This is a genomic window from Moraxella sp. ZY200743 (genome assembly GCF_050885545.1).
GTDB lineage: Bacteria > Pseudomonadota > Gammaproteobacteria > Pseudomonadales > Moraxellaceae > Moraxella > Moraxella haemolytica.
Window position 1 is genome coordinate 836905 of record NZ_CP091313.1, and the last position, 25259, is coordinate 862163.

At 42.3% G+C, this 25259-nt stretch carries 25 protein-coding genes; 6 read left to right on the top strand and 19 right to left on the bottom strand.

From position 1 onward, the window contains the following. The first annotated feature begins 131 nt into the window (after positions 1-131). Positions 132-1235: an adenine-specific methyltransferase EcoRI family protein gene (locus L3D27_RS04010; protein WP_432481618.1), complete on the top strand. Its 1104-nt coding sequence runs from the start codon at positions 132-134 to the stop codon at positions 1233-1235. Positions 1236-1350: 115 nt separating this feature from the next. Here the strand turns inward: L3D27_RS04010 and mnmA are convergent, their stop codons facing one another. Then, positions 1351-2466: a tRNA 2-thiouridine(34) synthase MnmA gene (mnmA, locus tag L3D27_RS04015; protein ID WP_284674311.1), complete on the bottom strand. Its 1116-nt coding sequence runs from the start codon at positions 2464-2466 to the stop codon at positions 1351-1353. A 62-nt stretch (positions 2467-2528) separates the two neighbouring features. Between mnmA and ispF the strand changes: the two genes are divergently transcribed. The 4 genes from ispF (at position 2529) to L3D27_RS04035 (ending at position 4599) form a co-directional block, all read left to right on the top strand. Continuing rightward, positions 2529-3008 (top strand): 2-C-methyl-D-erythritol 2,4-cyclodiphosphate synthase, encoded by a 480-nt coding sequence (ispF, locus tag L3D27_RS04020; protein ID WP_432481619.1) that lies wholly within the window; start codon positions 2529-2531, stop codon positions 3006-3008. A 152-nt stretch (positions 3009-3160) separates the two neighbouring features. Continuing rightward, complete coding sequence (locus L3D27_RS04025; RefSeq protein ID WP_432481620.1) at positions 3161-3736, top strand: cysteine hydrolase family protein; 576 nt, start codon at positions 3161-3163, stop codon at positions 3734-3736. Between the two features lie 66 nt (positions 3737-3802). Then, positions 3803-4138, top strand: a complete 336-nt coding sequence (gene grxD / locus L3D27_RS04030; protein ID WP_284674314.1) for a Grx4 family monothiol glutaredoxin — start codon at positions 3803-3805, stop codon at positions 4136-4138. 137 nt (positions 4139-4275) lie between these two features. Next, positions 4276-4599 carry a hypothetical protein gene (locus L3D27_RS04035; RefSeq protein ID WP_284674315.1) on the top strand — a complete coding sequence of 108 codons (324 nt, stop codon included), beginning with the start codon at positions 4276-4278 and terminating at the stop codon, positions 4597-4599. Between the two features lie 71 nt (positions 4600-4670). Here L3D27_RS04035 and L3D27_RS04040 read toward each other — a convergent pair whose 3' ends face one another. The 10 genes from L3D27_RS04040 to dnaB form a co-directional block, all read right to left on the bottom strand. Next, positions 4671-5909 carry a ribonuclease D gene (locus L3D27_RS04040; RefSeq protein WP_432481621.1) on the bottom strand — a complete coding sequence of 413 codons (1239 nt, stop codon included), beginning with the start codon at positions 5907-5909 and terminating at the stop codon, positions 4671-4673. 5 nt (positions 5910-5914) lie between these two features. Continuing rightward, the gene (gene recR, locus L3D27_RS04045) at positions 5915-6508 is read right to left on the bottom strand and encodes a recombination mediator RecR (RefSeq protein WP_284674317.1); all 594 of its coding nucleotides are present in this window, start codon (positions 6506-6508) and stop codon (positions 5915-5917) included. 6 nt (positions 6509-6514) lie between these two features. Further along, on the bottom strand, positions 6515-6847 hold the full coding sequence (locus tag L3D27_RS04050; RefSeq protein ID WP_284674318.1) for a YbaB/EbfC family nucleoid-associated protein: 333 nt from the start codon (positions 6845-6847) through the stop codon (positions 6515-6517). A 151-nt stretch (positions 6848-6998) separates the two neighbouring features. After that, positions 6999-9275: a class 1a ribonucleoside-diphosphate reductase subunit alpha gene (nrdA, locus tag L3D27_RS04055; protein WP_284674319.1), complete on the bottom strand. Its 2277-nt coding sequence runs from the start codon at positions 9273-9275 to the stop codon at positions 6999-7001. Positions 9276-9689: 414 nt separating this feature from the next. Continuing rightward, positions 9690-13271, bottom strand: coding sequence for a bifunctional proline dehydrogenase/L-glutamate gamma-semialdehyde dehydrogenase PutA (gene putA / locus L3D27_RS04060; protein WP_432481622.1), 3582 nt, complete (start codon positions 13269-13271; stop codon positions 9690-9692). Between the two features lie 262 nt (positions 13272-13533). Further along, positions 13534-14616, bottom strand: coding sequence for a L,D-transpeptidase family protein (locus L3D27_RS04065; RefSeq protein WP_432481623.1), 1083 nt, complete (start codon positions 14614-14616; stop codon positions 13534-13536). A gap of 135 nt (positions 14617-14751) precedes the next feature. Further along, positions 14752-15480 (bottom strand): SIMPL domain-containing protein, encoded by a 729-nt coding sequence (locus L3D27_RS04070; RefSeq protein WP_373627383.1) that lies wholly within the window; start codon positions 15478-15480, stop codon positions 14752-14754. Positions 15481-15741: 261 nt separating this feature from the next. Beyond that, positions 15742-16662 carry an ornithine carbamoyltransferase gene (argF, locus tag L3D27_RS04075; RefSeq protein ID WP_432481624.1) on the bottom strand — a complete coding sequence of 307 codons (921 nt, stop codon included), beginning with the start codon at positions 16660-16662 and terminating at the stop codon, positions 15742-15744. 108 nt (positions 16663-16770) lie between these two features. Next, positions 16771-17898: an alanine racemase gene (alr, locus tag L3D27_RS04080; RefSeq protein ID WP_432481625.1), complete on the bottom strand. Its 1128-nt coding sequence runs from the start codon at positions 17896-17898 to the stop codon at positions 16771-16773. 57 nt (positions 17899-17955) lie between these two features. Continuing rightward, entirely contained in the window at positions 17956-19383 is a 1428-nt protein-coding gene (gene dnaB, locus L3D27_RS04085) for a replicative DNA helicase (RefSeq protein WP_432481626.1), read from the bottom strand. A 133-nt stretch (positions 19384-19516) separates the two neighbouring features. On the opposite strand from dnaB, the gene pdxA reads away from it, so the two are divergent. After that, positions 19517-20617, top strand: a complete 1101-nt coding sequence (pdxA, locus tag L3D27_RS04090) for a 4-hydroxythreonine-4-phosphate dehydrogenase PdxA (RefSeq protein WP_432481627.1) — start codon at positions 19517-19519, stop codon at positions 20615-20617. Between the two features lie 134 nt (positions 20618-20751). Here pdxA and L3D27_RS04095 read toward each other — a convergent pair whose 3' ends face one another. From L3D27_RS04095 to L3D27_RS04130, 8 genes are all read right to left on the bottom strand, one after another. Further along, on the bottom strand, positions 20752-20961 hold the full coding sequence (locus L3D27_RS04095) for a hypothetical protein (RefSeq protein ID WP_284674327.1): 210 nt from the start codon (positions 20959-20961) through the stop codon (positions 20752-20754). Positions 20962-21795: 834 nt separating this feature from the next. Next, positions 21796-22014, bottom strand: a complete 219-nt coding sequence (locus tag L3D27_RS04100; protein WP_432481628.1) for a helix-turn-helix transcriptional regulator — start codon at positions 22012-22014, stop codon at positions 21796-21798. A 166-nt stretch (positions 22015-22180) separates the two neighbouring features. After that, positions 22181-22801: a hypothetical protein gene (locus tag L3D27_RS04105; RefSeq protein WP_432481629.1), complete on the bottom strand. Its 621-nt coding sequence runs from the start codon at positions 22799-22801 to the stop codon at positions 22181-22183. Continuing rightward, the gene (locus L3D27_RS04110; RefSeq protein ID WP_432481630.1) at positions 22791-23657 is read right to left on the bottom strand and encodes a recombinase RecT; all 867 of its coding nucleotides are present in this window, start codon (positions 23655-23657) and stop codon (positions 22791-22793) included. Before L3D27_RS04110 ends, L3D27_RS04105 begins: the two co-directional genes overlap by 11 nt. Beyond that, positions 23635-23940, bottom strand: coding sequence for a hypothetical protein (locus L3D27_RS04115; protein ID WP_432481631.1), 306 nt, complete (start codon positions 23938-23940; stop codon positions 23635-23637). The genes L3D27_RS04110 and L3D27_RS04115 overlap by 23 nt, the downstream gene beginning before the upstream one ends. Continuing rightward, the gene (locus L3D27_RS04120; protein WP_432481632.1) at positions 23940-24122 is read right to left on the bottom strand and encodes a hypothetical protein; all 183 of its coding nucleotides are present in this window, start codon (positions 24120-24122) and stop codon (positions 23940-23942) included. The genes L3D27_RS04115 and L3D27_RS04120 overlap by 1 nt, the downstream gene beginning before the upstream one ends. 114 nt (positions 24123-24236) lie before the next feature. Beyond that, entirely contained in the window at positions 24237-24383 is a 147-nt protein-coding gene (locus L3D27_RS04125) for a hypothetical protein (protein ID WP_432481633.1), read from the bottom strand. A gap of 82 nt (positions 24384-24465) precedes the next feature. After that, entirely contained in the window at positions 24466-25194 is a 729-nt protein-coding gene (locus L3D27_RS04130) for a BRO-N domain-containing protein (RefSeq protein ID WP_432481634.1), read from the bottom strand. Positions 25195-25259: the final 65 nt, after the last annotated feature.

Below are 25259 nucleotides of genomic sequence, written 5' to 3' on the forward strand. Positions count from 1 at the left end.
TGGTTTACTTGTGTAGGTGGCTAAATTTTTGTATAATGCTATGTCATAAATTGAACTTGACAAAGGGTAAATGATGCACACAGCACACAGCATAGCCTAAGTTTTACCTGCACGCCTATTGGGGGTGTGCAATGAGCAAACACATCTCTAAAGCCTTTTTGGAAGCCAAAACAGGCGTCAAACAAGACCCTACACCTACCAAGCCTAAGCACACCACACAAAGCAAGCCCACCAAAGCTAAAAAAGCGACCGCCACAGACGGCGGTAACAGCACTCTACACGCCGCAAAGCGTGCCAAAAACGATGAATTTTATACCTGCCTTGCCGACATAGAAAACGAACTACGCCATTATAAAGACCATTTTAAGGACAAAATCGTCTACTGTAATTGCGATGACCCCTACGAGAGCAATTTTTTGCAGTATTTTTTGTTAAATTTTAAACGCTTGGGGCTAAAAAAACTCATCACCACAGGCTATGCCACCAGTCCCATTGCAGGCACGCAGTTATCGTTATTTGAAGATGAGTTACCCGCTTATCGTAAAGCCCACAAAATTGAAATCACAAGCATTGATGATTTAAATTTGACAGACAATCAAATCATTAAATTAAGCGACTTACCCAAAAAAACCCAAGGCATCAAAATCACCAGTCTTAATGACAGCAAAGCCAAAGACGGCACGGTATATTTGGGTGGGGATTTTAGAAGCAAAGAATGTATTAAACTGTTGTGTGAAGCGGATATTGTCGTTACCAATCCGCCATTTAGTTTGTTTCGTGAATATATCGCACAGCTTGTGGCATACAATAAAAAATTTTTGGTAATCGGTAATCAAAATGCCATTACTTATAAAGAGATTTTTCCTTTAATTAAAGATAACAAATTGTGGTTGGGAAATCATTCGGTAAAAATATTTGTCGTACCAACTTTCATTCAAGCCAAAGACAATATTAAAAAAGGCGATGATGGTAAATATTACGCTAATTTTGGCAATGTGTGTTGGTTTACCAATTTAACCCACTCCAAACGCCAAGATTTACGGACATTTAGCGATAAAGACCGCCAAAAAGCCTATCAAGCCCAAAAGGGTATTTGCAAAATTTGCAATGAGTATTTTACAATAGATAACATGGAAGCTGACCATATTATTCCATGGGCAAAGGGCGGTAAAACCACTTTTGATAATTGCCAAATGCTATGCCAAAAATGCAATCGTACTAAGTCGGGGAAGTAATTGTTATTAAAATACCATTAAAAAGATGCTAAAAATAGCCATTGTATTTTTGTAGTGGCTATTGGTGTAGGCAGTCTTTTATTTTAGTTTTGTTTAAACCAAATACAAACTAAATCTAAACCAAACACGGTGCATCACACCAATCAATCACGCCCCCACCTAAGCAAACATCGCCATCATACAAAACCACCGACTGCCCAAGCGTAACGGCTCGTTGTGGCTCATCAAACACCACTTTGAGCGTATCGTCTTGAATAAACACGGTGCAGGCTTGGTCGGGCTGACGATAGCGAGTTTTGGCGGTAAGTTTTGAGCCGTCTTTGGGTGGACTGATGACCCAATCTAGTTTTGTGGCGGTCAAAGTGGTTGAGTGTAGTAGGGGGTGATTATGCCCTTGACCGACAATCAAGCGATTGTTCTTTAGGTCTTTTTGCAGTACAAACCAAGGCTCATCAGGACGACCAGAGACACCCCCAATGCCAATACCTCCTCGCTGACCAATGGTGTAATACATCAACCCATCGTGTGTGCCAAGTGTTATGCCATCATCACTGATGATTTCTCCTTTTTGGGCAGGCAGATAGGTCTGTAAAAAATCCTTGAATTTTCGTTCGCCAATAAAGCAGATGCCTGTACTGTCTTTTTTCTTGGCGGTTGCTAGGTTGTATTTTTCGGCAATCGCCCGCACTTGCGGCTTTTCTAATTCACCGACTGGAAATAAGGTTTTGGCGATTTTGTCGCCACCGACCGCATACAAAAAATAGCTTTGATCTTTGTTGCCATCAAGTCCACGCAGTAGCTGTGCTTTATTGTCCATGATTTGTGAACGGCGAACATAATGCCCTGTGGCAATATAGTCTGCACCCAGTGTTAAAGCGTAGTCTAAGAACGCTTTGAATTTGACTTCTTTGTTGCACAAGATATCAGGATTGGGCGTGCGACCTGCTCGATACTCCTCCAAAAAATGCTCAAAAACATTATCCCAATATTCTGCCGAAAAATTGGCAGTATGCAATGGTATGCCTAGCTTATCTGCCACCGCTTGGGCATCTGCCAAATCAGTCAAGGCAGTGCAATATTCTGTACCATCGTCTTCTTCCCAGTTTTTCATAAAAAGCCCCTCTACTTGATAGCCTTGTTCAAGTAGTAGGGCGGCTGATGCTGAGCTGTCCACACCGCCTGACATTCCGACGATGACTTTTTGGGTGGTGTTTGGCTTTGTTATCATCATGTATTAACCATAAAATTTTGCTATAATATTAGGGTATTTTAACAAATTATAGGAGAAAAACAATGATAAAAATCGGTCAAGGACTAGATGTTCATGCTTTTACAGATGGTGAGTTTGTTACGCTTGGTGGTATCAAAATTCCTCATACGCACGGTATTAAAGCCCATTCGGACGGTGATGTCCTGCTTCACGCTCTCATGGATGCGATGCTTGGGGCGTTGGCTTTAGGGGATATCGGTATGCATTTTCCTGATACAGATGACCGCTTTTGTGGGGTGGATAGCAAGGTGTTATTAAAAGAGGTTCATAAAAAAGTAACCGAAAAAGGCTACAGTCTGATCAATGCTGATATGACAGTGATTTGTGAACTGCCCAAACTTGCCCCACATAACAAAGCGATGCGTCAGTGCATTGCTGATATTTTAAAAGTAGAAGAGGACTGCATTAGCATTAAAGCCACCACCAATGAAAAGATGGGCTATCTGGGGCGAGGCGAGGGGATTTTTGCAAGTTGTGTGGTGCTATTGCAAAAGATGGGGTAGTTGTTTTAATCATGGGATTTGATGGCACGGAGGCGTTTGGGTAGTAACTTTTAAAGGTGTGGTTTTTATCGTTGGTTTTGGTGTTAAAATGACTAGGGTGCTTTTTAAGGTTACTTGCTAATTTTTTATTATTAATTTCTGACAGGAGATTTATGTTGGATAAAAATACCGCTCTTTTATTGATTGATTTGCAATTAGGATTTGATGACCATGCCTATTGGGGTGGCAATAGAAACAACCCAAATTGTGAGCAAGTTTGTTTTGATTTATTGGCAAAGTGGCGTGCGTATCAGATGCCCATTTTTCATATTCAGCACAATTCTACTGAACCAAACTCACCTTTAAGACCCAACCAGATTGGCAACGACTTTAAGCCCCTAACCGCCCCAATGGGTGATGAAGTGGTTATTGGCAAAACGGTTAATTCTGCCTTTATTGGCACAAATTTAGAACAGCAACTAAAAAGTCGTGCGATAACCAACCTTGTCATTATTGGCTTAACCACCAATCATTGTATTTCTACCACCACACGAATGGCAGGAAATCTGGGCTTTCATGTGATTGTGGTGGCAGATGCTACAGCGACTTTTGACCGTCTGGGCTTTGATGGTAAGCACTATGATAGTGAGCTTGTGCATCAAATTAGCCTTGCAAACCTACATAATGAATTTGCAACTGTGTTAATGAGCGATGTGCTTTTGGCGGATAAATTTTGGCAGAGTACTTGAAATCTGCCAAACCGCCACCAATGTATGATACAATGCAGATAAATTCAGTTTCATTTTGGAGTAATCATGACCGACATCAACCCTCAAATCAAAGAGCTGATTGAAAACCAAATCAAAGACCATAGTGTGCTTTTGTATATGAAAGGCACACCACAATTTCCACAATGTGGATTTTCTGCCCGTGCGGTGGAGGTATTAAGCCAAATCGGTCGCCCTTTTGCCTTTGTTAATATCCTAGAAAACCCTGAAATTCGCACTACTTTGCCCATCATCGCTAATTGGCCTACTTTTCCACAGCTATGGGTTAATGGCGAGCTAATTGGTGGTAGCGATATCATTTTACAAATGTATCAAGCAGGCGAGTTAAAGCCACTGATTGAAGAGCATAGCCCTGAAGTGTGATTAAAAGTCGCTAGCAAAAGCCTTTTTTATTGATTGACTGTATCAATTAACTGTATTAAGCTGTTGATAACCTTGGGATAATTGTCAAAAAATCATTGCTAAAGTAGTGAATTGTTGGTCTTGATGGGTAAAAAATAATGCAAAAAATCAAACAGATTTCTGAAGAAATTTTAACTTTGTGTGAAAATGCGAACACTGCTTTAAAAGCGATTCATTTGATTGTTCAGCATGGTAGTGCAAGTGAATTGGCTTGGCAGACGGTGTATAATCGTGTGATGGCGGATAATGATGTTGATGGGGCGTATTATTTGGCAAATTTTACTCAAAAGATTGATGATTTGCCATTTGATGGGTTGCCACTGATTGAGATGGTGATGAATGGTGATGACAAGAACATGAAATTATCACTGATTGATAAAATGCCCAAACAAATACAGCAGGAGTATTTGAGCAGGGTTTAGTTATCCTTTTTATTATTCATTCTTTGTCATTTTTCCATGCAGGTTATATCCATCTCAACATGACGGTCAATCTAAGGTTGAGATTTTATACCAAGTCCTGCGGTGATTTGGGCTTTATAAGTCTTTAATAAAGGCAAAACGGTATCAATTATCCAATCTTTGCGATAGCCTTGTAAGCCTAATGGTAGATGTTCGGCATTTAAGTCATGTGCCACCATCAGTAATAACTCGCTAATCCACCGTCCACGCAAAAGCAGATTTTCTGGAATGTGATGTGTGTGGCTGTAATCAGTGATGGCTTGATCAAGAGATTTCTTAAAGATTTTTTCCTTACTACGATAAACAGGTGGTGGTAGAGGTGGTAGTGTTTTTTGTGGTTGAGATTTTACGGTACGAATGATGTGGATAATCTCATCGCCATACTTACGCAATGCATGGCGATTGATGGTGGTTTGTGCCAGTTGCTTGATACTTTCTGGTAGCATTTCAATGATTTCACGCATTGCTTGTTTGTTAATAATGAAAGTTCTTGGCTCGTTAATGTTGCGAGCCAGCGATTCACGCCATGCCACTAAAGATTGTAGCACACCTATTTGAGTGCGGTTGTATTCAGGAGAGCTAAATTCTAGATACAGCATCTCATCGCTGATATGGGCGGTATCATGTAGTTCTTTGGCATAAACATTGCTGTCTTCAATGACATGACCAAGTAATTGATTTTCATCAAGTTTTTGTTTGACGCTTTGATAAAGTGTCAACAGATAACGCACATCATTGGCGGCATAGCTTTCTTGTTCTTGACTTAGTGGTCGTACCAGCCAATTAGATTGGCTCTCGCCTTTGTCAATCTCAATGCCAAGAATTTCAGCGACAGACTGGCTGTAGCCTGCTTGTAATTTGCCTGTCAAATAAGCAACGCCAATCTGCACATCAAAGATATTGGTTAGAGGGGCGTTTTTTGCTAATAGATAAAAAATACCCAAATCTTCACCGCAAGCATACCAAACCATCGTCGGCACTTCTATCAAGGCTTGCCAAAATTCAGTTAAATCCAATCTAGGTGCGTCAACCAAATAGATGCCACGCCCAGTATTGACCTGTACGAGTGCTAAAATGGGGTAATAGGTGGTGCGTTTGATGAATTCGGTGTCTAAGGCGACCACATCCACCTCATCGATTTCATCAATCAATGCGTAAAGCTCATCTTCGTTGTGTACCCATGAGACGGGCAGGTCATGATTTTGATCTTCTATATGATCAGCACGAAAAAAGCCAAAGCGTGTGTCGCTATTTGAGGGTGTTGTAGTCATGTTTTTTAGATAAAAGCACGGTTTTGTAGAGCTTGATGCAAGGTTAAGCTATCCACATATTCTAGTTCACCACCCATTGGAATGCCCTGTGCCAGTCGGGTGATTGTTTCAACATGGGGGCGAGTGGCATCGGTGATAAAAAAGGCGGTGGTTTGTCCTTCTACTGTGGCTCCGGTCGCCAAAATTAACTCTTTGATGGGTTCTTGTTTTAGGCGGAAAATAAGCTGGTCAATGTTTAGATCATCAGCGTTAATACCGTCAATTGGCGATAAATGACCACCCAATACAAAATATTTGCCACGATAAGCACCGCTTTGTTCAATTGCCACCACATCAGCAGCACTTTCTACGACGCACAACAGACCATCATCACGGCGTACATCGCTACAGATGGGGCATATCTCTTCATCGCTGTAAGAGTGGCATTGGCGACACTCGATAATCTCATTCATGGCGACACCTAAGGCTTGTGATAAACTAATGCCTTGCAAGCGTTTTTTGGATAGCAGATGTAGAGCCATGCGTTGAGCGGTCTTTTGTCCAACACCGGGCAGATGTTGTAGCTCTTTGATAAGATGGTCAAATTTTGGGGTTAGCATGATCAATTAGCCAAACAGACCTTGCATGCCCTTAGGTAAACCCATGCCAGTAGTTGCACTTGCCATGACCTCTTCAGACAGCTCATCGGCTTGGCGAACGGCATCATTAATGGCAGCTGCTACCAAATCTTCAATCATGTCAGGATCATCGTCCATAAGACTTGGGTCAAGACTGATGCGTTTGACCACATGGCGACCTGTCATGGTAACTTTTACCAAGCCATTACCCGATTCGCTATGTACTTCTTTGGTAGCAAGGCTAGCTTTGGCAGCTTCAACATTCTTTTCTACCTGCTTTTGCATGGCTTGGGCTTGTTGCATGAGTGCTTGAATGTTCATGATATTTTCCTAATTAAAATTTTATGATAAGTGATGTCAGTAAATTTTAAAAAATTTATCCATCAATCGTGTTTTTATTGATGAAATTATAGCATATCTTTAGGGCAAAAATCCAAATGGTATATAAAGCTAGCTTGGATTGATAACCATGTTAGATTTTGCAAGTACCAGAGGTACAGCCATCATCAATGTCGCCTTGACTGTCGTCAGCACCATCACGAGTATTATGATAATACAGTGTCTTAACGCCAAATTTATAAGCGGTTAGCAAATCTTGAATCAACACCTTCATGGGGACTTTATTGCCTTCAAATTTTGATGGGTCATAATTGGTGTTGGCGGAGATGGACTGATCGATGAATTTTTGCATGATACCTACAAGGCGTAGATAGCCATTGTTATCAGGCATCTGCCAAAGCAACTCGTACTGTTTGGCAAGTTTTTCAATATCAGGCACAACCTGTTTTAAAATACCGTCTTTAGACTGTTTAACAGATACCAATCCACGAGGAGGCTCAATACCATTAGTGGCATTAGCGATTTGGGAGCTGGTTTCAGATGGCATAAGGGCACTGAGTGTTGAATTACGCAGTCCGTATGTTTTGATGTCGGCACGCAAAGATTCCCAGTCAAATTGCAACGGTTCTGGACAGATGCTGTTCAAGTCGGCTTTATAGGTATCTATCGGCAAGATGCCCTTACTATAAGTCGTCTGATCAAACCAAGGGCAGGCACCTTGTTCTTTAGCGAGCTTGTTAGATGCCTTTAATAGATAATATTGCAATGCTTCAAAGGTGCGGTGAGTCAAGGATAATGCTGCAACATCTGAATAGCGAGTGCCATTTTTGGTGAGATAATAGGCGTAGTTAATTACGCCAACACCAAGTGTACGGCGGTTTAGACTGCCTTTTTTGGCGGCGGCAACAGGATAGTCTTGATAGTCAAGCAAAGCATCAAGAGCACGCACAATCAGCTCGGCCGGCTCTTCAATATCTGAGATTTCATTAATTTTGCCTAGATTAATGGCTGATAAAGTGCATAGGGCAATCTCGCCATTTTCATCATTGATATTATCAAGAGGCTTGGTCGGTAGGGCAATCTCCATGCACAGGTTAGACTGGCGAATCGGTGCAATGCTTGGGTCAAACGGGCTGTGTGTATTGCAGTGGTCAACATTTTGAATATAGATACGACCTGTACTGGCACGCTCTTGTAGCATAAGGCTAAATAGCTCTCGTGCGGAGATGGTGCGTTTTCTGACATTGTCATCTGCCTCATATTGCGTGTACAAGCGTTCAAATTCTGCTTGATTGGCAAAGAAAGCTTCATATAGACCAGGTACATCTGATGGCGAAAACAGCGTGATGTTTTTATTTTGGATTAGGCGAGCGTACAGCGTTTTGTTTATTTGTACACCATAGTCCATATGGCGGACACGGTTATCCTCAACGCCACGGTTGTTTTTTAGGACGAGTAGGTTTTCTATCTCTAGGTGCCACATTGGGTAAAATAAAGTTGCTGCACCGCCACGAACGCCACCTTGTGAGCAGGATTTGACCGCAGCTTGGAACATCTTGAAAAATGGAATACAGCCAGTATGTTGGGCTTCACCGCCACGAATGGGTGAGCCTAAGGCACGGATTGCTCCTGCATTAATTCCGATGCCTGCACGCTGTGAGACATAACGGACGATGGCAGAAGTGGTGGCGTTGATGCTGTCTAGGTTGTCTGCACATTCAATCAGCACGCATGAGCTAAATTGGCGTGTTGGTGTGCGAACGCCTGCCATGATAGGGGTTGGCAATGAAATATAAAAATTAGAAGTGGCATCATAAAAACGCTTGACATAGTCAAGTCGCTCGCTCTTATCATAACCTGCAAACAAGCACATACCTACGAGCATATATAGGAATTGTGGGCTTTCATAGACTTGCTTGGTAACTCGGTCTTGTACCAGATATTTACCCATCATTTGCTCAACTGCTGCATAAGCAAGGTTCATGTCTCGGTCATGGTCAATGTAGCTACCAAGTTTGTCAAATTCATCTTTGGAGTAGTCTGCCAAAATGTGCTTATCGTATTTACCGCTATTGGTTAGTTTGACAACATGGTCGTATAGGTGTGGTGGCTGGTATTGACCATAGGCAATCTTACGCAGATGAAAAGTGGCTAAGCGTGCTGCTAGATACTGATAATTAGGCGTTTCTGCTGAGATTAGGTCGGCCGCTGCTTTGATGATGGTTTCGTGAATATCTTTGGTACGAATGCCATCATAGAACTGGATATGAGATTTTAGTTCAACTTGTGAAACCGAAACATTGCTTAGACCTTCGGCTGCCCAAGTGATGACTTTGTGGATTTTTTCTAAATCAATGGGCTCTAATCGTCCATCTCGTTTCGTAACTTTAATTTTATCGATGTGTACCATGGGCATGTTCCATATTTTATTAAAAGTTGCGGAAAAAAACTGCAATCAAAGATTTAATGCCATCATGACCATGCTGTTAAAAAGTATTGCTTTTCAAGCAGTTAAAGGCATAAAAATGGCGGTTTTGTTGATGAGGGGGTTAAGCTGTCATCACTACATCTAGGCGTATATCTTTTAATGTGGCACAATATATCCTAAAAAAAATAAAAATGCTAGCTTGTTTTTTTTTTGATTTTATGAATGACTTGGAGGAAAAATTTATGATGGTTCTGTATGCTAAATCTGATAAGGGGTGCAGATTTGTCAATAGGTTAAAAATTTTTTTTATTTTAAATTTTAAAATATTATATTAATTTTGATTGGTTTTATAAAATAATACGCACCACTGGGATGCGTATTATTTAGGCTGTTAGGTTAGGCACTTGCCATTAAGCTGGCGTTACCGCCTGCTGCGGTGGTGTTGTAGCTTTGGCTGATTTCATGATACAGGCGTGCTACATCAAGACCGTCTTTGACATCAATCACACGGCGAATTGCACCATCTAGCGTTGCCAATCTTACCCGTTCATCGCTTGACATTTCTGTGAGAGCGATGATGATATCATTGGTATCAGCACCAGCGGATTCTATGACGCTAAGCAGGCTGCCAAAATGTTCTGCATGAGTAGAGAGTTCATGTTCTGGCGTAATGTGGGTGTGTATATTGTTGGTTGCTAAAACCATCAAAGTTTTAACCGCATCAATGGCATTGCCACCGTAGAGCGTAACAGCATGTGGTGCACGCCACGATAGGGTGTTGCATTCACCTGTTGGCCCTGGTAGGTTAATGTATGCACCGTTTAGTGCCGAAGTGCGTGCAATATTTGCCGCTGTTTCTAGCTGTGTGGCATCGGTGATTAAGCCTGATGTTTTGGCGGCTGTTATTATTTGATTGATGGCGATTTCATTGACCGTTGCAGGAAAATCAACCGCTGGGACAGACCAAGTACTAAGACAGCTTAGACGCTGTAGGTAGAATGGACCACCTGCTTTTGGCCCTGTGCCACTCATCCCATGACCACCAAAGGGTTGTACGCCCACAACTGCACCAACGATGTTGCGGTTGATATATACATTGCCTGCTTCGATACGGTCGGCGATACTCTCAATGGTGCTATCAATACGGCTATGGATACCATGTGTTAAGGCAAAGCCTTTTTTGTTGATGCTGTCAATCAAGTCGTCTAACTCATGAGCAGCAAAGCGAACCACATGTAGTACAGGTCCAAAAACTTCCTTTTTAAGTTGTGATAAATTTTGTAGTTCAAACATGATAGGGGTAACAAAAGTACCCACATCTGTTGAGCGGATTTTCACTTCATGAAATGGAGCGATTTGTTTTAAGGTATTGATGTGGTTGAGTAGGTTTTCTTGTGCTTCAGCATCAATCACAGGGCCTACATCGGTAGATAGATAGGCAGGATTGTTCACTATCAGTTCATCCATTGCCCCCTTAATCATCTCAATCATATGGTCGGCTACATCTTCTTGGATGCACAAGATGCGAAGTGCTGAACAACGCTGACCTGCTGAGTCAAATGCAGATGCCAATACATCGGTGCATACTTGCTCAGGTAGGGCGGTACTATCAACAATCATGGCATTCATGCCACCTGTCTCAGCGATGAGAGTGGGGTTGTCATCTCGCTGTGCTAAGGTGTGGTTAATGCGTTTGGCAACATCGGTGGAGCCTGTGAAAATCACGCCATCAATGCGACTGTCTGTGGTCAATGCTGCCCCTATGTCGCCTGCACCCAAGACCAATTGCAAGGCATCTTGTGGTACGCCTGCTTCGTGTAACCAAGTTACTGCCAGATGGGCGATAAGGGAGGTCTGTTCGGCAGGCTTAGCAACAACCGTATTGCCTGCCGCTAGGGCTGACACCACCTCACCAACAAAGATGGCAAGCGGAAAATTCCAAGGGCTGATTGCCACCATTGTGCCAACAGGACTATTTAGGTTTAGGCGTTCGGCTTCATCGGCATAATAACGACAAAAATCAACCGCTTCACGCACCTCAGCAATGGCATTTAGCAAGGTTTTGCCTGCTTCACGCACGGCAACCATCATCAGCAGTGCCATGTATTTTGGCGACTCTAACATATCAGCAAAGCGACGCAAGATATTTGCACGCACTGTTGGTGGGGTTGATTGCCAGCTATTTTGGGCATCAATAGCAGCAGAGATGACCTCTGGCACAGAAGCGGATTCTAAAAACGAGACATGTCCAACAATGTCAGCATGATTGGCAGGGTTGATTACCTGATGCGGAGCTTGGTGTTCTACATTAACGCTAACGATGGATTGAATGTTAAAATCAATACCCAGTGCCTCATTCATATCGGCTTCTAATTGGGCAAGCACATGCTCATTGCTTAGGTCGATGCCGTACGAATTTAGGCGGTTGCCATAGATGTGGCGTGGTTTTGGTGTTAATGGGTTACTGGTGATATGATTGACATCAATCTCATCTAAAGGCGAGATGGTTAGTTCATCAATGCTAACTTTTTCATCAACAATGCGGTTGACAAATGACGAGTTTGCACCATTTTCAAGCAAGCGACGCACTAGATAAGCAAGCAGGGTTTTATGTGTGCCAACAGGAGCATAGATGCGTACACGGCGACCTAAATTTTGTTCACCGACAACTTGGTCATAGAGAGTCTCGCCCATGCCATGTAGGCATTGGAATTCAAAATCTTTTCCTTCGCCCATCTTATAGATGGTGGCAAGGCTTTGGGCGTTGTGCGTAGCAAATTGTGGGAAAATGGCATCTTGTGCATTCAGTAGTTTTTGGGCACAAGCTAGATATGAGATATCGGTATGAACTTTGCGTGTATAGACAGGGTAACCGTCCAGACCATCAACTTGAGCCCATTTGATTTCGCTATCCCAATACGCACCTTTTACTAGACGAATCATGAGACGCTGGTTGTTGCGACGAGCAAGATCAATCAGATAATCAATCACATAAGGACAGCGTTTTTGATAAGCCTGTACCACAAAACCAATGCCGTTAAAGCCTGCCAAATCAGGGTCTGATACCAACTTTTCCATCAAATCAAGTGATAGTTCCAAACGATTGGCTTCTTCTGCATCAATGTTTAGACCGATGTTGTATTCTTTAGCAAGCATGAATAGTGCTTTTAAGCGTGGCAACAGCTCAGTCATCACTCGTTCATGTTGGGTACGAAAATAGCGGGGGTGAATGGCAGAGAGCTTCACAGAGATGCCATTGCCATCATAGATACCACGACCTTTGGCGTCTTTACCAATGGCATGAATGGCGGTAACATAGTCATTATAATAACGGTCTGCATCAGCAGCAGTCATCGCAGCTTCCCCTAGCATATCAAAGCTGAAGCGATAGCCTAGTTTTTCACGCTCTTTACCGTTTCTTAGGGCTTCATCAATGGTTTGACCTGTAACAAACTGTTTGCCAAGCATTTTCATGGCGTAGTTGACGCCGCCACGAATGAATGGTTCACCACCTTTTTGGATAACACGAGTTAGGGCAGAGCCTAGTGATTTTTCGTTAACATCGGTGGTTAATTTGCCTGTTAATACCAAGCCCCAAGCAGCAGCATTAACAAACATAGAAGGGCTATTACCAACATGGCTCTTCCAGTCGCCATCAGCCAACTTATCACGAATGAGCTTATCACGAGTGGCGTTGTCGGGGATGCGAAGTAGGGCTTCGGCAAGGCACATTAAAGCAATACCTTCTTCGCTTGACAAAGAAAATTCGTGCATGAGTGCATCCACACCTGACGATTTACTGCGGTCAGCACGCACTTGAGTGATGAGGCGATGAGATAGTTTGCTGATTTCGGTTTTTTGACTTTGGGATAACTGCAATGTTGAAGCTAGATTTTGTACAGCTACTTGTTCATCAAGTCGATAGGCATTGGTAATGGCATCACGCAAATGACTTTGAGAGTGGGTGAATTGGAACATGCTTTGTCCTTATAAAATGGTATGAAAGGGTAGATTTTATTATACAATGATTTGAGATGGTGATTGATATCACTTATATGTGCATTATTATATCATTATCATAAGAATGTCATCAATAAAAGTCATGAGTCATGTTTAAATAATGTGCATAAATGTAAAAGGGCGTTGTTTGATATTGGAAAAACCAATAAATTAGCCAAAAGTAGTGGACTTTTGGCTAATTAAATTATGGGTCTGATTTTCTTGATGGGTGGCTACCAGATTAGCGAATCTCAACCGATGCACCGTTTTGAATATTGGCATATAGTTCAAGTACATCCCAGTTGGTCAGACGCACACAGCCTAAAGATGATTGGCGACTGATACCCTCAGGCACTGGTGAGCCATGAATGCCATAGCTTGGTTTGTTTAGACCAAGCCATACCACACCAACAGGGCTGTTTGGTCCTGGCGGTAAAATGAAAGTTTTTTTGTTGGTCTCGCTTTCACGATTGACAGTGGCTTTGTAGTGTGGCATTTTAACTTTATTGACTACTTTGTATTTACCCCCTGGCGTGGAAGTAGCGACACCGCCAACGGTAGTTGGGTAGGTTGCCACCAGTTTATCGTCATCATAGGCATATAGGATTTTGTCTGTCCGATCGGCTATTACACGAGTGATGCGACCAGAGAAAGGTTTTCCTGTGTTGATAACGGTGATGGTCTCGCCTTCAACGAAGTTTTTATTTGGGTTGAGTTTTTCAAGATAATTAACAGACATATGGAAGCGTTCGCCCAACATCTCTTGAATATTTTCGTAGTTCAAGGCTTTTAATTTGGAGCGTGATTCGGCACTGCTTGGTAGTGCTTTATATGAGCCTTTGACATCATCGGCGGTGATGGTGTATGAGACAAGTACAGGTTGATTTGGGTCAATATCTTCAATCAATGCCGCCCAAGTTGCCTCGTCCATCTTTCCTGTTGGTTTTAGGTCTTTGATTTTTTGGAAATTAATCAAGGCTTTTTTGCTGTTCATGCCCCAACCGCCATCAATCGGACCAGGCGATGCGTGATTCCAGTCAAGTAGCACTTGTAGCTTTACCGTCATGGCGGTATTGACTTTCATGTTAGGCGACCAAGTGGACTGATTGACCGTCTTGGCGTAGTCTGATAAATTGACTGTTGTTATTCGTTTGCCATCTTGCTCAATGCTTTTGATGGCACTGGTGTCAGTATCAGCAAATTCTACCGCTTCACCTGTAACAATATCATCTTCTGCACTGGTTTCATTGGCATAAGCAGTGCTTGCAAGACCTAGACAAAGAGACAATAAAGTGCTAATAAATAATGGTTTTTTGTTAGCCATTGGTATGTCCGATTTAAAATTTTAAATTAAAATATTTATTTCAAAAGTAAAACGCACTCATCATAACATAAAATAATGAGTCTTAAAAGTCAAATTACGAGTGGTTACGCACCGCTGACTGTTGTATTTGGCAGCTTACTTGGCTAATGATTGATTTACCAGTTCAATCGTACCGCTTGCTTGATAGATAAGCGTGGTGGTGCCACTTTCAAAATTAGCTTTGATGCCATCGTTGGTGTTTTTTGCCATTGACATTGCAGCCATCGGGTATACATGACGATGATTTGCCCCATCTAACTGCACTGAAACGATTTTGTAATCAGTTGCTCCAAAGGCAAGGCTGATGGCTTGTGCTTGCTCCAAAAAGTTCTTGGTGGCATTTAGGGTGAGACGTTTTTTGATGTTATTTTGTGTATTCTTTGAGACACTAAAAGATACATCATTAACCATCATGATGGACTGCAAATCACTGATGAGCTGACCGACTTCCTCAAAGTTTTGGCTTTTTAATTGTATTGATACATTGCCAGTAAAGCCTGTGATGGTGTTGTTTTTATCATAATTTGGATAGGTGCTTTGACTTTCTGTTTTTATGCTGACATTGGGGTATTTTTTGGCGATGGCTAGGGCATCGTTCATGGTTTTGTTTAAGATTTTGGCGATTTCTTTGGTGGTTTTAGCTTGGGCGGTTTTGGCTAGCCTTGCTTGAATTTCGTCATTAGCAACCTCTTCTTGTGCTTCCACCTGAAAGCTGATGCGGTTATAGGCTTGGTTATCATGGGCATGGCTAAATGTTGCAAGACTACCCATTATCCCCAAACTTAATGCGATGCTAAGACGAGTGATTGTGGACAAAGTGGTCATGAGTTGCTCCTTTGGAGTTCATTTTTGATAAGTCTGAATGAATGACGATGAATTGATGAATAATAGATTGGCAGATAGTAGATTGGTAAATAATGAAAAGCTAGCTTAAATATAATAAAAATCATCGTGTTGGGTTGTTTGCTTTTGGTGAATATTGGCTAATGTTATAAAAATTGTATGGGTATTGTTTTGTAGATTGGTAAGGCTGTTAATGCCGTCATCCAAAAGACGCATCATGGTGGTGATGCGTCTTTTTTGGGGTTAATCAAGCTTAATTTTGTCTTTTAATAAAAATTCCATGAGTGCTTTTTGGGCGTGTAGGCGGTTTTCAGCTTCGTCCCATACCACCGAACGAGCATCATCTAATAGGTCATGACTGATCTCTTTGCCACGATGAGCAGGTAGGCAGTGCATGAATAATACCTCCTTATCAGCAGTATCTAGCAACTTAGGGGTGATTTGAAATCCTACAAAGTCTTGTTCACGCTTTTTTTGTTCAGCCTCTTGTCCCATACTTGCCCACACATCTGTAACCACAAGGTGTGAGCCTTTGACAGCATCAGCAACGCTGTTGGTTAAGGTTAAGCGATGGCTGTATTTGGTGGTAAGTTCGCTATTTGGTTCATAGCCCTTTGGCGTGGCAATATTTAGATGAAAATCAAACTGCTCGGCGGCTAGAATGTATGAATTGCACATATTGTTGCCATCGCCGACCCATGTTACGGTTTTGCCTTTGATATCGCCTTTATGTTCAAAAAAAGTCTGCATATCAGCAAGCAGTTGGCAGGGGTGGTAATCATCGGTCAAGGCGTTGATGACAGGCACAGATGAATGCTTGGCAAAGGTCTGTACACGCTCATGGGCAAAGGTGCGAATCATGACAATGTCGGTCATGGAGCTAATCACACGAGCAGAATCTTCAATGGGTTCACCACGCCCCAGCTGAGTATCATTAGGTGATAAAAATAGAGCCTGACCACCAAATTGCCCCATGCCTGTCTCAAAAGATACACGAGTGCGAGTGCTAGATTTCTCAAAAATCATGGCAAGTGTACGCCCAACAAAAGGGCGATAAACCTCGCCTGCATGTTGCATTTTGCGAAGTTCGCTGGCACGATTGATGACTGTGCGAAGCTCTTGTTTGGATAGGTCAAGTAGAGTAAGAAAATGACGAACACTCATGAATATTCCTTTGCTTTATTAGGAAAAAATTTGAGTATATCAAAGCTTATTTTAAATGGCTAGTGGTTTTTACAACTTGAACCAAGTGATTGGTATCCCATATGGGGATTAAATGACAACTTTGCGTATCGGTCTTGTGGTGGTGCGACACATTATCTCATAGCCAATTGTCCCTGCATTGGCAGCGACCTCGTCAATACTTGGGGCGTCATCACCTCCCCACAAAATGACAGGCGTGCCGACATCGCAGGCTATTTCGGTGATATCTATCATCATGATATCCATCGTTATACGCCCAACTATCGGTGCAAGTGTGATTTTACCATCGATACTAACACCAACAGATGCATTCTTGATGACTCTGGGGTAGCCATCGCCGTAGCCACAGCTGACGATACCAATACGGCTTGGTTTGTTTGCTTGCCATAAAGCCCCATAGCTTACCGATTCACCTGTATCTACAGACTGCACCGCCATGATGTGCGAACTAAATATCATCGCAGGTTTAAGTCCAAGCGTGCGGTGTGTAATATGGCTAAAGGGGCTAGCACCATATAAGGCAATGCCTGTACGCACCCAGTCATGATGCTCGTTAGGATGATTTAAAATTCCGGCTGAATTACATAATGATGCTTGAATATCGCTACCAACACTGCTTTGCAGTTGCTCAAGTAGCACATTAAAACGAGCAATTTGTTTGGCGGTGATGGGGCTATCTGTTTCGTCAGCACAGGCAAAATGACTGGTCAATATGAGCTTATAGCCCATATTGTATAGGGTGTTGGCAGCTTTTATTGTCTCATCTTTATCAAAGCCTAAGCGGTTCATGCCGGTATTGTATTTTAGCCAAATGGTGCGAGTAAAGCTGTTGTTGCAGGCGGGATATTTGATGGCAAAATCAAGCTGTGCTTGACTATGGATAACACAGCCAAAGCCTTGCTCTAAAGCGATTAGCCATTCGTTTTCGTCAAATACACCTTCAATGAGAACAATTGGTCGTCTGATATCTAAAATATCACAGACTTTTTTAACCTCTAGGGCTTCACTCATGCACGCCACGCCAAAGGCATCGGCATCTTTTAATCCTGCCAGAGCGTAAGCAATGCCATGCCCATAGGCATTTGCCTTGACCATTGCCATAACTTTGGCGGGGTGGTTGGCATTTAGGCTGTTTTTGATGGTGGATAGATTGTGTGCTAAAGCATTTTGGTTGATGGTCAAGGTGGTGTTTCGCATTGCTGAGTGTCGCCTATGGGTATGTTGATTGAATGTTATTGGGTGGTTGATGATAAATCACATCTCTTCTTCATAATCTTCAGGCATACCATAGCCTTCGATAAAGTTGGTAAAGCGAGTGAATTGCCCTTCAAAGCGTAATGGCACAGTGCCAATCGGTCCATTACGCTGTTTACCAATAATAATCTCTGCAAAACCTTTATTATCCGCCTTGTCTTTATTATACACCTCATCACGGTAGATGAACATGATCAGGTCGGCATCTTGCTCAATGGCACCAGATTCACGCAAATCGGACATGACAGGGCGTTTGTTGGGTCGCTGTTCAAGACTTCGGTTCAGCTGTGATAAAGCAACGACAGGGCAGTTCATTTCACGAGCCAGTGCTTTGATGCTACGACTGATTTCGCCAATTTCACCAACACGGTTATTCTCCATGCCAGGGATTTTCATAAGTTGCAAGTAGTCAATGATGACCATGCCCAGACCGCTTTTGTGGTTTTTGGCGATACGGCGGCAGGTGGAGCGAATCTCAGTTGGCGGTAGATTGTTGCGAGCATCTACATATAGGTGCTTATCTTGAATCATGGTAATGGCGGTGGATAATGCCGCCCATTCGTGTTCACTCATGTTACCAGAACGCAGATTGGTTTGGTTGATTTGCCCCAGTGATGACAACATACGAGTAACGATGGATTCAGCAGGCATCTCCATAGAAAATACCACCACAGGCAATCCCTGCATGAGTACTGATTCTGCCAAATTCATCGCAAAAGTCGTCTTACCCATTGATGGGCGAGCTGCCACAACAATCATATCGCCTTTTTGTAGCCCTTGTGTTTTGTTGTTTAGCTCTTCAAATGGCGTGGCAAGACCAATCATTGAGCCATCTCTTGCCTTTAGTTCAGCCAGCTGATTGGTAACATTCATTAGAATGTCGGTAATGTTTTGTACTCCCTGCTTGCCCACACCGCTGGTGTAGTTTTCGTTGATGCGAAAAATATCCGCTTCGACCGTATCTAGGATATCGCTTACTGTTTGTTTTTTTGGGTGGTAGGCGAGATTTAGCATATTGTTGGCGGATTTAATAAGCTGACGATACACCGAAAACTCACGCACTCGTTCGGCATACGGCACCAGATTAAATAGCGTTCCTCTGCTTTGGTTAATCTGCATGAGATAGTCTTCACCGCCTGCAGCATTTAAAAGATTTTGGGCGTTGAGATAGTCATAAACCATCAGGCTATCATAAGGCTGATTTACCCTTGATAGATGTGTGATTGCCCGAAAAATATGCTTATGCCGTTCGCCATAAAAATCATCATCGGTAATGATGCTATCAATCTTTTCAAAGGATTCATCAATACTCATGAGTGAAGCAAGCAAAGCTCGCTCAATCTCAATACTATGAGGCGGTTGAAGGCTTAATAAGTCATCGCTACTATCATGAGTTTCTTTATTGGTTTTTTTGGTGCTGGTTGTCATGAATAAGTGTTCTTTTTTTAATATGATTGCTAAAATTTAGACACAAATTTTAGCACAAAAGCGATATAATAAATACTAAATTAAGTACGAAATTTATTCACCAAAATCTAAGATTGGATAAGAGAAAATCATCATGAATGACGCCATGCCTACAGCAAGCAAACCCCTACTTATTACCACAGGCGAGCCTGCAGGTATTGGCATGGATATTGTCATCGATGTCTTGTGCCACCATCGTGATGAGCTATCTATGCCGATTGTTATCACGGCAGACGTGACCGCTTTTTTTCAAAGAATGTCTGAACTAAAAGTGGTTGGTTTGATTGATGAAATGCCGATATTTAGGGTGATTGATGAGCAGGAAGTTTTTGATACCAACCAATTCCTAGCTGATTGTGTATATATTATTCATACGCCTTGCAATGATGCTGTCATCTCTGGAAAGTTAAATGTGCAAAACGCCTACATGGTTGAAAGACAGCTTAGATTGGCACATAATTTGGCATCTGCCGGCGTGGTTGGGGCGATTGTTACTGCACCTATTCAAAAGTCGGTTATGATAGATGCCGGTATTCATCTAGATGATGGGCAGATGTTTTGTGGGCATACTGAGTATTTTATGCAAAAAGCAGGTTGTGATAAGGTAGTGATGATGCTAGCTAATGCCAAAATGCGTGTGGCACTTGTTACCACCCACATTCCTTTGAGAATGGTTGCTGATGCCATCACGACCATCGAGGTGCAACAGACGGTCGCCATTACCGAGTGGGCAATGCGTGAACAATTTGGTATAAAGCACCCAAAAATTCTAGTGTGTGGTCTTAATCCCCATGCAGGCGAGGGCGGTCATCTTGGTGATGAAGAGATTTGTATCATCAATCCAGTTTTGCAAGCATTTCGTGATAAGGGTGTGGACATCAGTCTTGCCATGCCTGCTGATACGCTATTTACTGACAAATATCTGTCTCAGGCAGATGCCATCATCGCCATGTATCATGATCAAGGGTTAGCTCCTTTAAAATCACATGGTTTTGGAGATACGGTTAATATCACGCTAGGATTGCCTTATGTACGCACTTCGGTAGATCATGGTACTGCTTTGGACTTGGCGGGAACTGGCAGAGCAAGTAGCAGTAGTTTGGTTCAAGCAATTAAGATGGCACATCAAATGATGAGCGGTAAACAAGAAAATCAACCAACCACAACCCAAAATATCATAAGTCTTAAAGAATAAGTCGTAATAGGTGGGAGTGGCAGATATGCCATCAAAGCCGACAGAAAATTTCTTAATAAAACCTTGTCCACACGGCAGACTAAGCACTTGTGAAATTTATGGCGACAGCTGACAAAGACAGATGGCTTTGGTGGTTAGGCATCTACGATGTTTTGATTGGCATACATCTGCAATGCTTCAGTTACGATTTGGGCTTGTGATTTGCCTGTTTGTTTAGACAAATCCTTGACCAGAGCCACCGTATCTTCATGCAGTTTAAAGGCTTTATTGACAATGCCACGGTGTGCCATGCTGTCTTCGTTGATTTGGTGGCGTGTCTTTGGGTTTGATATAGTTTTTGGCATTTGACAACCCTTTAAATTATTGCTAAGATAATCACAAGTTTTAGGAGAAACTGGGTGCTTGCACCACCCAGCTCAAGCCTTTTGGCTGGACTTAGTATTACCAATCAGATGTGCTGAATAATACTAAGATTAAAACGATTGCGATTTTGAACATTTTCATCGTTCATCTCCTAGGATAGCCACCACTTGACTTAGGTCGGTGGCGGTAACCTATCAAGACTCGGTGTTTCAACTCAACTGCTTATTGTCTGATGAGCGGTTTTTATTGGGTAAAAATCATGAAAACCATCCAGTTACCCGGTATTTTAGCCAAAAAGTTTGGCAGATTTTTCAGCTTAATGTTAAATCCATCTAGGCGAACATTTGATAGTCCATTCTGATAAAAACCCCATCACAATATGACCTGCACCCCAAAAGTTAGATGCTCGGTTTTTAACCCTTGGGGTGTTTTTTATGACAAAACGCACCATTGTAGAACCAATTAAAATAAACCAAGTATATTCTTTGTGATAAATAGGATTGGTAATATGTGAGATGGAGTGGCGTTAAGGTAATATAAGTGATTTTTACGCAGTGAAATGATACAAAAAAACAACCCTTGAAAGCTCATGTTTTCAAGGGTTGTTTTATTTTAGCGAGCTTTTATGAACGCTGAATTGGTACCAGTGGTCGGATTTAAATTTATAATTTAAGTTATTGATTTTATTATATTTTATATAAATAAAATAATCATAGGGTACAAGATAGGGTGCATTTGAGAGAAACGATAATTTGGCATATAACAATAAAAAATGGTGTGGATATAGTATCATATCCACACCATTTTTTGTCATTTTATTCTGCTTGCCATTGCATTGGGTTTTCCAGCCATGCATTAACTTCATCATTCTTCCACACCGTGACGCTTGCATTTATTCGTTGTGGTTCTGGAAATTTGCCATCTTTGCATTTTCGCCACAAGGTCGTGCGTCCGAACGGCAATAGAGGCAAAATATCTTTGGCTTTGGATAGTCCACCAGCCACTAATGGCATTTCTTTATTATTCACTTTCATTTCTCATTCTCCAAGCTATTCACATTCACCCCCACTTAATTTAATTTTTGGTGGTGTTGTAAAAATAAAGATGTTCAGTCGGTACTTCCAAGTCTGGATTTTCCCAATAATCAATCATCTTGTGTGTTTGCTTGATGTGTTTGTCTAGTTTTTGCATAGTTTGCTCCTACGGCAATCTGCCTTTTTGGGTTAATTTATCCAAAACTTCTTGATAATACGCTCTTGCAAGCTCAATTTTATTAATGAGTTCCTGCTCTTTTTCGGCATCTCGTTTTACCACATTGCCAACGATGATACGGTCAGTCATGGGGATATGCTCAAACTCATGCACGCCATCATCAAACTGGCAAAGATGGGTGGGTGTATCAACAAGACAATGCACTGTACACGCTTTGTCTTTATCATATAACCACATGTAGCCCCTTAGTTGCCATTCATACACGGTTGGGGTCAGCATCTGGCTGGCAAAACTCTTAATATCCCAGCTGGTCTTGATGTCAATGATGGTATCACCATCTATCAAATCACATTCGCCTGTGATGTAGTCATTGGATAGTCTGACATCGTTCTTTTTTAGATTTTTGAAAAAGACGGTGTTAAACAGTTCAATGCTGTCGTTTTCACATTCAATGCCTTTTTTGGTGTATTTATTGCCAAATAATATCGGTGTTGCAAACCTGCTCTCTATTGCCAATTTTTCTATCACACCTTTGGCGGTGGCAGATAAGCCACCACCGCTTCTAGGTTTGGTCATTAAGTCGTCAAGGCTTGAACATCTAATTAACATGATGCACCTGCTGCTGATAGGCTGCCGCCACTTGCTGAGCTTGCTCAAAATTCAAATCATAACGCCCAAAAATTTCATCTTGGCTCATCTGGCTGGTTAATGCTAGGATTTGGGGCATCTGCTCATCAGTTACCGCCAGTTGTCCGCCTGTTTGCTCATTGTCAGTGTAGCGATATTCGCCGTCTACGATGACCGACTGGTCGGCTTGTATGGCGGTGGCAAGCGGTGTATCAATAGATAGCGGAGCTTGCTTAGATAACAACAGCTTGATGACGGTTTTTTGTGCCATCGCATCAAAGTTATCTTTCCATACTCCAAAGCCTTTTTTGGCGGTTTGGCTGTATTTTTGAGCATGGGCGTTTAGCTCTTCCATGCTCATTGATAGATGGGCTTCATAGCCATTTAAAAGCTGGAAGTATGCGATATAACCTGTCTTTTCACCGCTTGGCGGCTTGGGTAGTAGACTGGTTAGGCGGTTGTATACATCTTGTTCGGTGTCATGCTCATACACCGCACAAGCATTGATACGCTTAAATTGCCCTGTTCTTTGTGCAAGCTGGATAAAGCCTTTATATCCAAGCTGGAATTGTGCTTCTGTGCGGTTTGCCTTGTTGTTTCTAAAAGGCACAATGTAAGCAAAGCCCAAGTTATTGTTAATCGGTAGATTAAGCGTTGCTGCCATTAGTGCTGCACTAAATACCGTCTGCGGGTCGGCATTTTTTAGCATGTCGTTAGAATTAACTACTTGTAGTACAGAAGTGGTAAAGCTGGCGGCATTTTTGCCTAAAATCTCACCAAGTTTTTGCTGGGCGATGGGGCTATTAAAAAACCCCTTAATGGATAGTTGATTGGTCATTGCGTCTCTCCAGTTCTATTTGACGGTATGTATTAACGAATTGGGCGATTTTGGCGTTATCTTTATCCATGATGACTGCATGGATATTCTTAAGAATGGTTGCGATATAGCGAAGCTCGCCATTTTCTTTTGCTAAAATGTCACGTTGTGCGGTTAAGTCTGCAATGACAGACTGTAACCGCTCGTTTTCGGCAACATTTTGGGCATGGCATTTGTGCCACTCTTTATTTTCGGCTTGCAGTGCTGCCATATACTGCTTTGTAGCGTGTTTTTTGCTATTCATTAGCCCACCATCAATTCATCAACATACTCACTGGGCGTATCTTTGACTTTCTGCCGCAGTTCCGTCAACTCGTCGTGTTGTAGTTTGTTGATCAATTTCAAATTTTGGATTTCCTTTAATGCGTCCAAGTACAATGCGGTCAGTTGGGCGATTTGTTCGGCGTGGTATTGTGGGATTTGCATGGTTATCTCCATAGACTTGTTGTAAAAATTGATTGGCGTGCTGATTTGCGTCTCGCATCTCGTCAAGTGTAGGGCTTGTCAGCACGATTAGCGTTAAAAGGGGTGCCAAGGCTTTCATTGGGCTTTATATCCAAGTTCTGCTTTGTACCGCTCAATCTTGGCTTGTTCAAGCTCATATTCTTTATCACAAGATTTGAGACTACCAGCGACGAACAGCACGCCAGCAATTGCCCAAATCATCATTCCTGTAAGTGTTTTCATGGTAAATTCCTAAATTTTGGGTGCAAAAAGCCCTTGCCCTGCAAAATACAGAGCAAAAACTTAGTAAAAGGGGATTAAAAGATTAAGCGATAAACCGCTGTCTTAATGCCAAGACATTGCGTTCATTGCGTGCTAGGTAGTCTTGTGTGTCTTCTAGGTGGTGCAATAGCCCTTTGACAATCGTTCTGATGTCGTTAAGCTCAGTTTGAGCTTTGCGGTTTTGGTATAGGGCATCGGTTAGGACATTTTGAATGAAAGGGATATTTAGGCGTGGTACGCCACCCATCATCAAACTATGGACATAGGCAACCGCCTTTGGCAAATCCTCAATGGCAATCTCATCAATGGACGATACGCCCATATACTGATGCACCAAAGCATAGGCTTCTGGGTGCATGATGCCAAGTTTGCCACATAGGGCGGTTACGGCTTGACGCAGTGGGGTGCGGTCATGGGCAGTGGATTTGGGGGTGGGGGTTTGATATGAGCCTGTTTTGCGAATGCTTGGTAAGACTTCATCAAAGACCCAATTTTGGAATTTGACCGCTTCCGCCTTATTGCTACGGAAAATCACACGGTATAGGTTGGGTTCGTTGATGAAAGTTGCCAACTTTTTACCGCTTTCGTGGCTGATGTAGATTTTTTCTACACCAGCTTTATCTAATTGTTTTGCAACAATATCACGGCTATTTTGGATTTCCAAGACATTTGCCACATCAGGCAAACAAAACCAAATACTACCATCTTGGTTGTTGGTAGCAGTACGCACGGTTAGAGTTTCGTAGATGAAAGTAGAGATTTGATTGTTCATAAGAACTCCGAATATTTAGTTGGTAAATACCACATAGGGTGGCGGGCTTCAACTACCGTATTCGG

What these genes read in the sequence shown, in the direction of transcription:
- L3D27_RS04010 (WP_432481618.1), top strand. Translation starts at nt 132, where the DNA reads ATGAGCAAACACATCTCTAAAGCCTTTTTGGAAGCCAAAACAGGCGTC.
- mnmA (WP_284674311.1), bottom strand. Translation starts at nt 2,466, where the DNA reads ATGATGATAACAAAGCCAAACACCACCCAAAAAGTCATCGTCGGAATG.
- ispF (WP_432481619.1), top strand. Translation starts at nt 2,529, where the DNA reads ATGATAAAAATCGGTCAAGGACTAGATGTTCATGCTTTTACAGATGGT.
- L3D27_RS04025 (WP_432481620.1), top strand. Translation starts at nt 3,161, where the DNA reads ATGTTGGATAAAAATACCGCTCTTTTATTGATTGATTTGCAATTAGGA.
- grxD (WP_284674314.1), top strand. Translation starts at nt 3,803, where the DNA reads ATGACCGACATCAACCCTCAAATCAAAGAGCTGATTGAAAACCAAATC.
- L3D27_RS04035 (WP_284674315.1), top strand. Translation starts at nt 4,276, where the DNA reads ATGCAAAAAATCAAACAGATTTCTGAAGAAATTTTAACTTTGTGTGAA.
- L3D27_RS04040 (WP_432481621.1), bottom strand. Translation starts at nt 5,909, where the DNA reads ATGACTACAACACCCTCAAATAGCGACACACGCTTTGGCTTTTTTCGT.
- recR (WP_284674317.1), bottom strand. Translation starts at nt 6,508, where the DNA reads ATGCTAACCCCAAAATTTGACCATCTTATCAAAGAGCTACAACATCTG.
- L3D27_RS04050 (WP_284674318.1), bottom strand. Translation starts at nt 6,847, where the DNA reads ATGAACATTCAAGCACTCATGCAACAAGCCCAAGCCATGCAAAAGCAG.
- nrdA (WP_284674319.1), bottom strand. Translation starts at nt 9,275, where the DNA reads ATGGTACACATCGATAAAATTAAAGTTACGAAACGAGATGGACGATTA.
- putA (WP_432481622.1), bottom strand. Translation starts at nt 13,271, where the DNA reads ATGTTCCAATTCACCCACTCTCAAAGTCATTTGCGTGATGCCATTACC.
- L3D27_RS04065 (WP_432481623.1), bottom strand. Translation starts at nt 14,616, where the DNA reads ATGGCTAACAAAAAACCATTATTTATTAGCACTTTATTGTCTCTTTGT.
- L3D27_RS04070 (WP_373627383.1), bottom strand. Translation starts at nt 15,480, where the DNA reads ATGACCACTTTGTCCACAATCACTCGTCTTAGCATCGCATTAAGTTTG.
- argF (WP_432481624.1), bottom strand. Translation starts at nt 16,662, where the DNA reads ATGAGTGTTCGTCATTTTCTTACTCTACTTGACCTATCCAAACAAGAG.
- alr (WP_432481625.1), bottom strand. Translation starts at nt 17,898, where the DNA reads ATGCGAAACACCACCTTGACCATCAACCAAAATGCTTTAGCACACAAT.
- dnaB (WP_432481626.1), bottom strand. Translation starts at nt 19,383, where the DNA reads ATGACAACCAGCACCAAAAAAACCAATAAAGAAACTCATGATAGTAGC.
- pdxA (WP_432481627.1), top strand. Translation starts at nt 19,517, where the DNA reads ATGAATGACGCCATGCCTACAGCAAGCAAACCCCTACTTATTACCACA.
- L3D27_RS04095 (WP_284674327.1), bottom strand. Translation starts at nt 20,961, where the DNA reads ATGCCAAAAACTATATCAAACCCAAAGACACGCCACCAAATCAACGAA.
- L3D27_RS04100 (WP_432481628.1), bottom strand. Translation starts at nt 22,014, where the DNA reads ATGAAAGTGAATAATAAAGAAATGCCATTAGTGGCTGGTGGACTATCC.
- L3D27_RS04105 (WP_432481629.1), bottom strand. Translation starts at nt 22,801, where the DNA reads ATGTTAATTAGATGTTCAAGCCTTGACGACTTAATGACCAAACCTAGA.
- L3D27_RS04110 (WP_432481630.1), bottom strand. Translation starts at nt 23,657, where the DNA reads ATGACCAATCAACTATCCATTAAGGGGTTTTTTAATAGCCCCATCGCC.
- L3D27_RS04115 (WP_432481631.1), bottom strand. Translation starts at nt 23,940, where the DNA reads ATGAATAGCAAAAAACACGCTACAAAGCAGTATATGGCAGCACTGCAA.
- L3D27_RS04120 (WP_432481632.1), bottom strand. Translation starts at nt 24,122, where the DNA reads ATGCAAATCCCACAATACCACGCCGAACAAATCGCCCAACTGACCGCA.
- L3D27_RS04125 (WP_432481633.1), bottom strand. Translation starts at nt 24,383, where the DNA reads ATGAAAACACTTACAGGAATGATGATTTGGGCAATTGCTGGCGTGCTG.
- L3D27_RS04130 (WP_432481634.1), bottom strand. Translation starts at nt 25,194, where the DNA reads ATGAACAATCAAATCTCTACTTTCATCTACGAAACTCTAACCGTGCGT.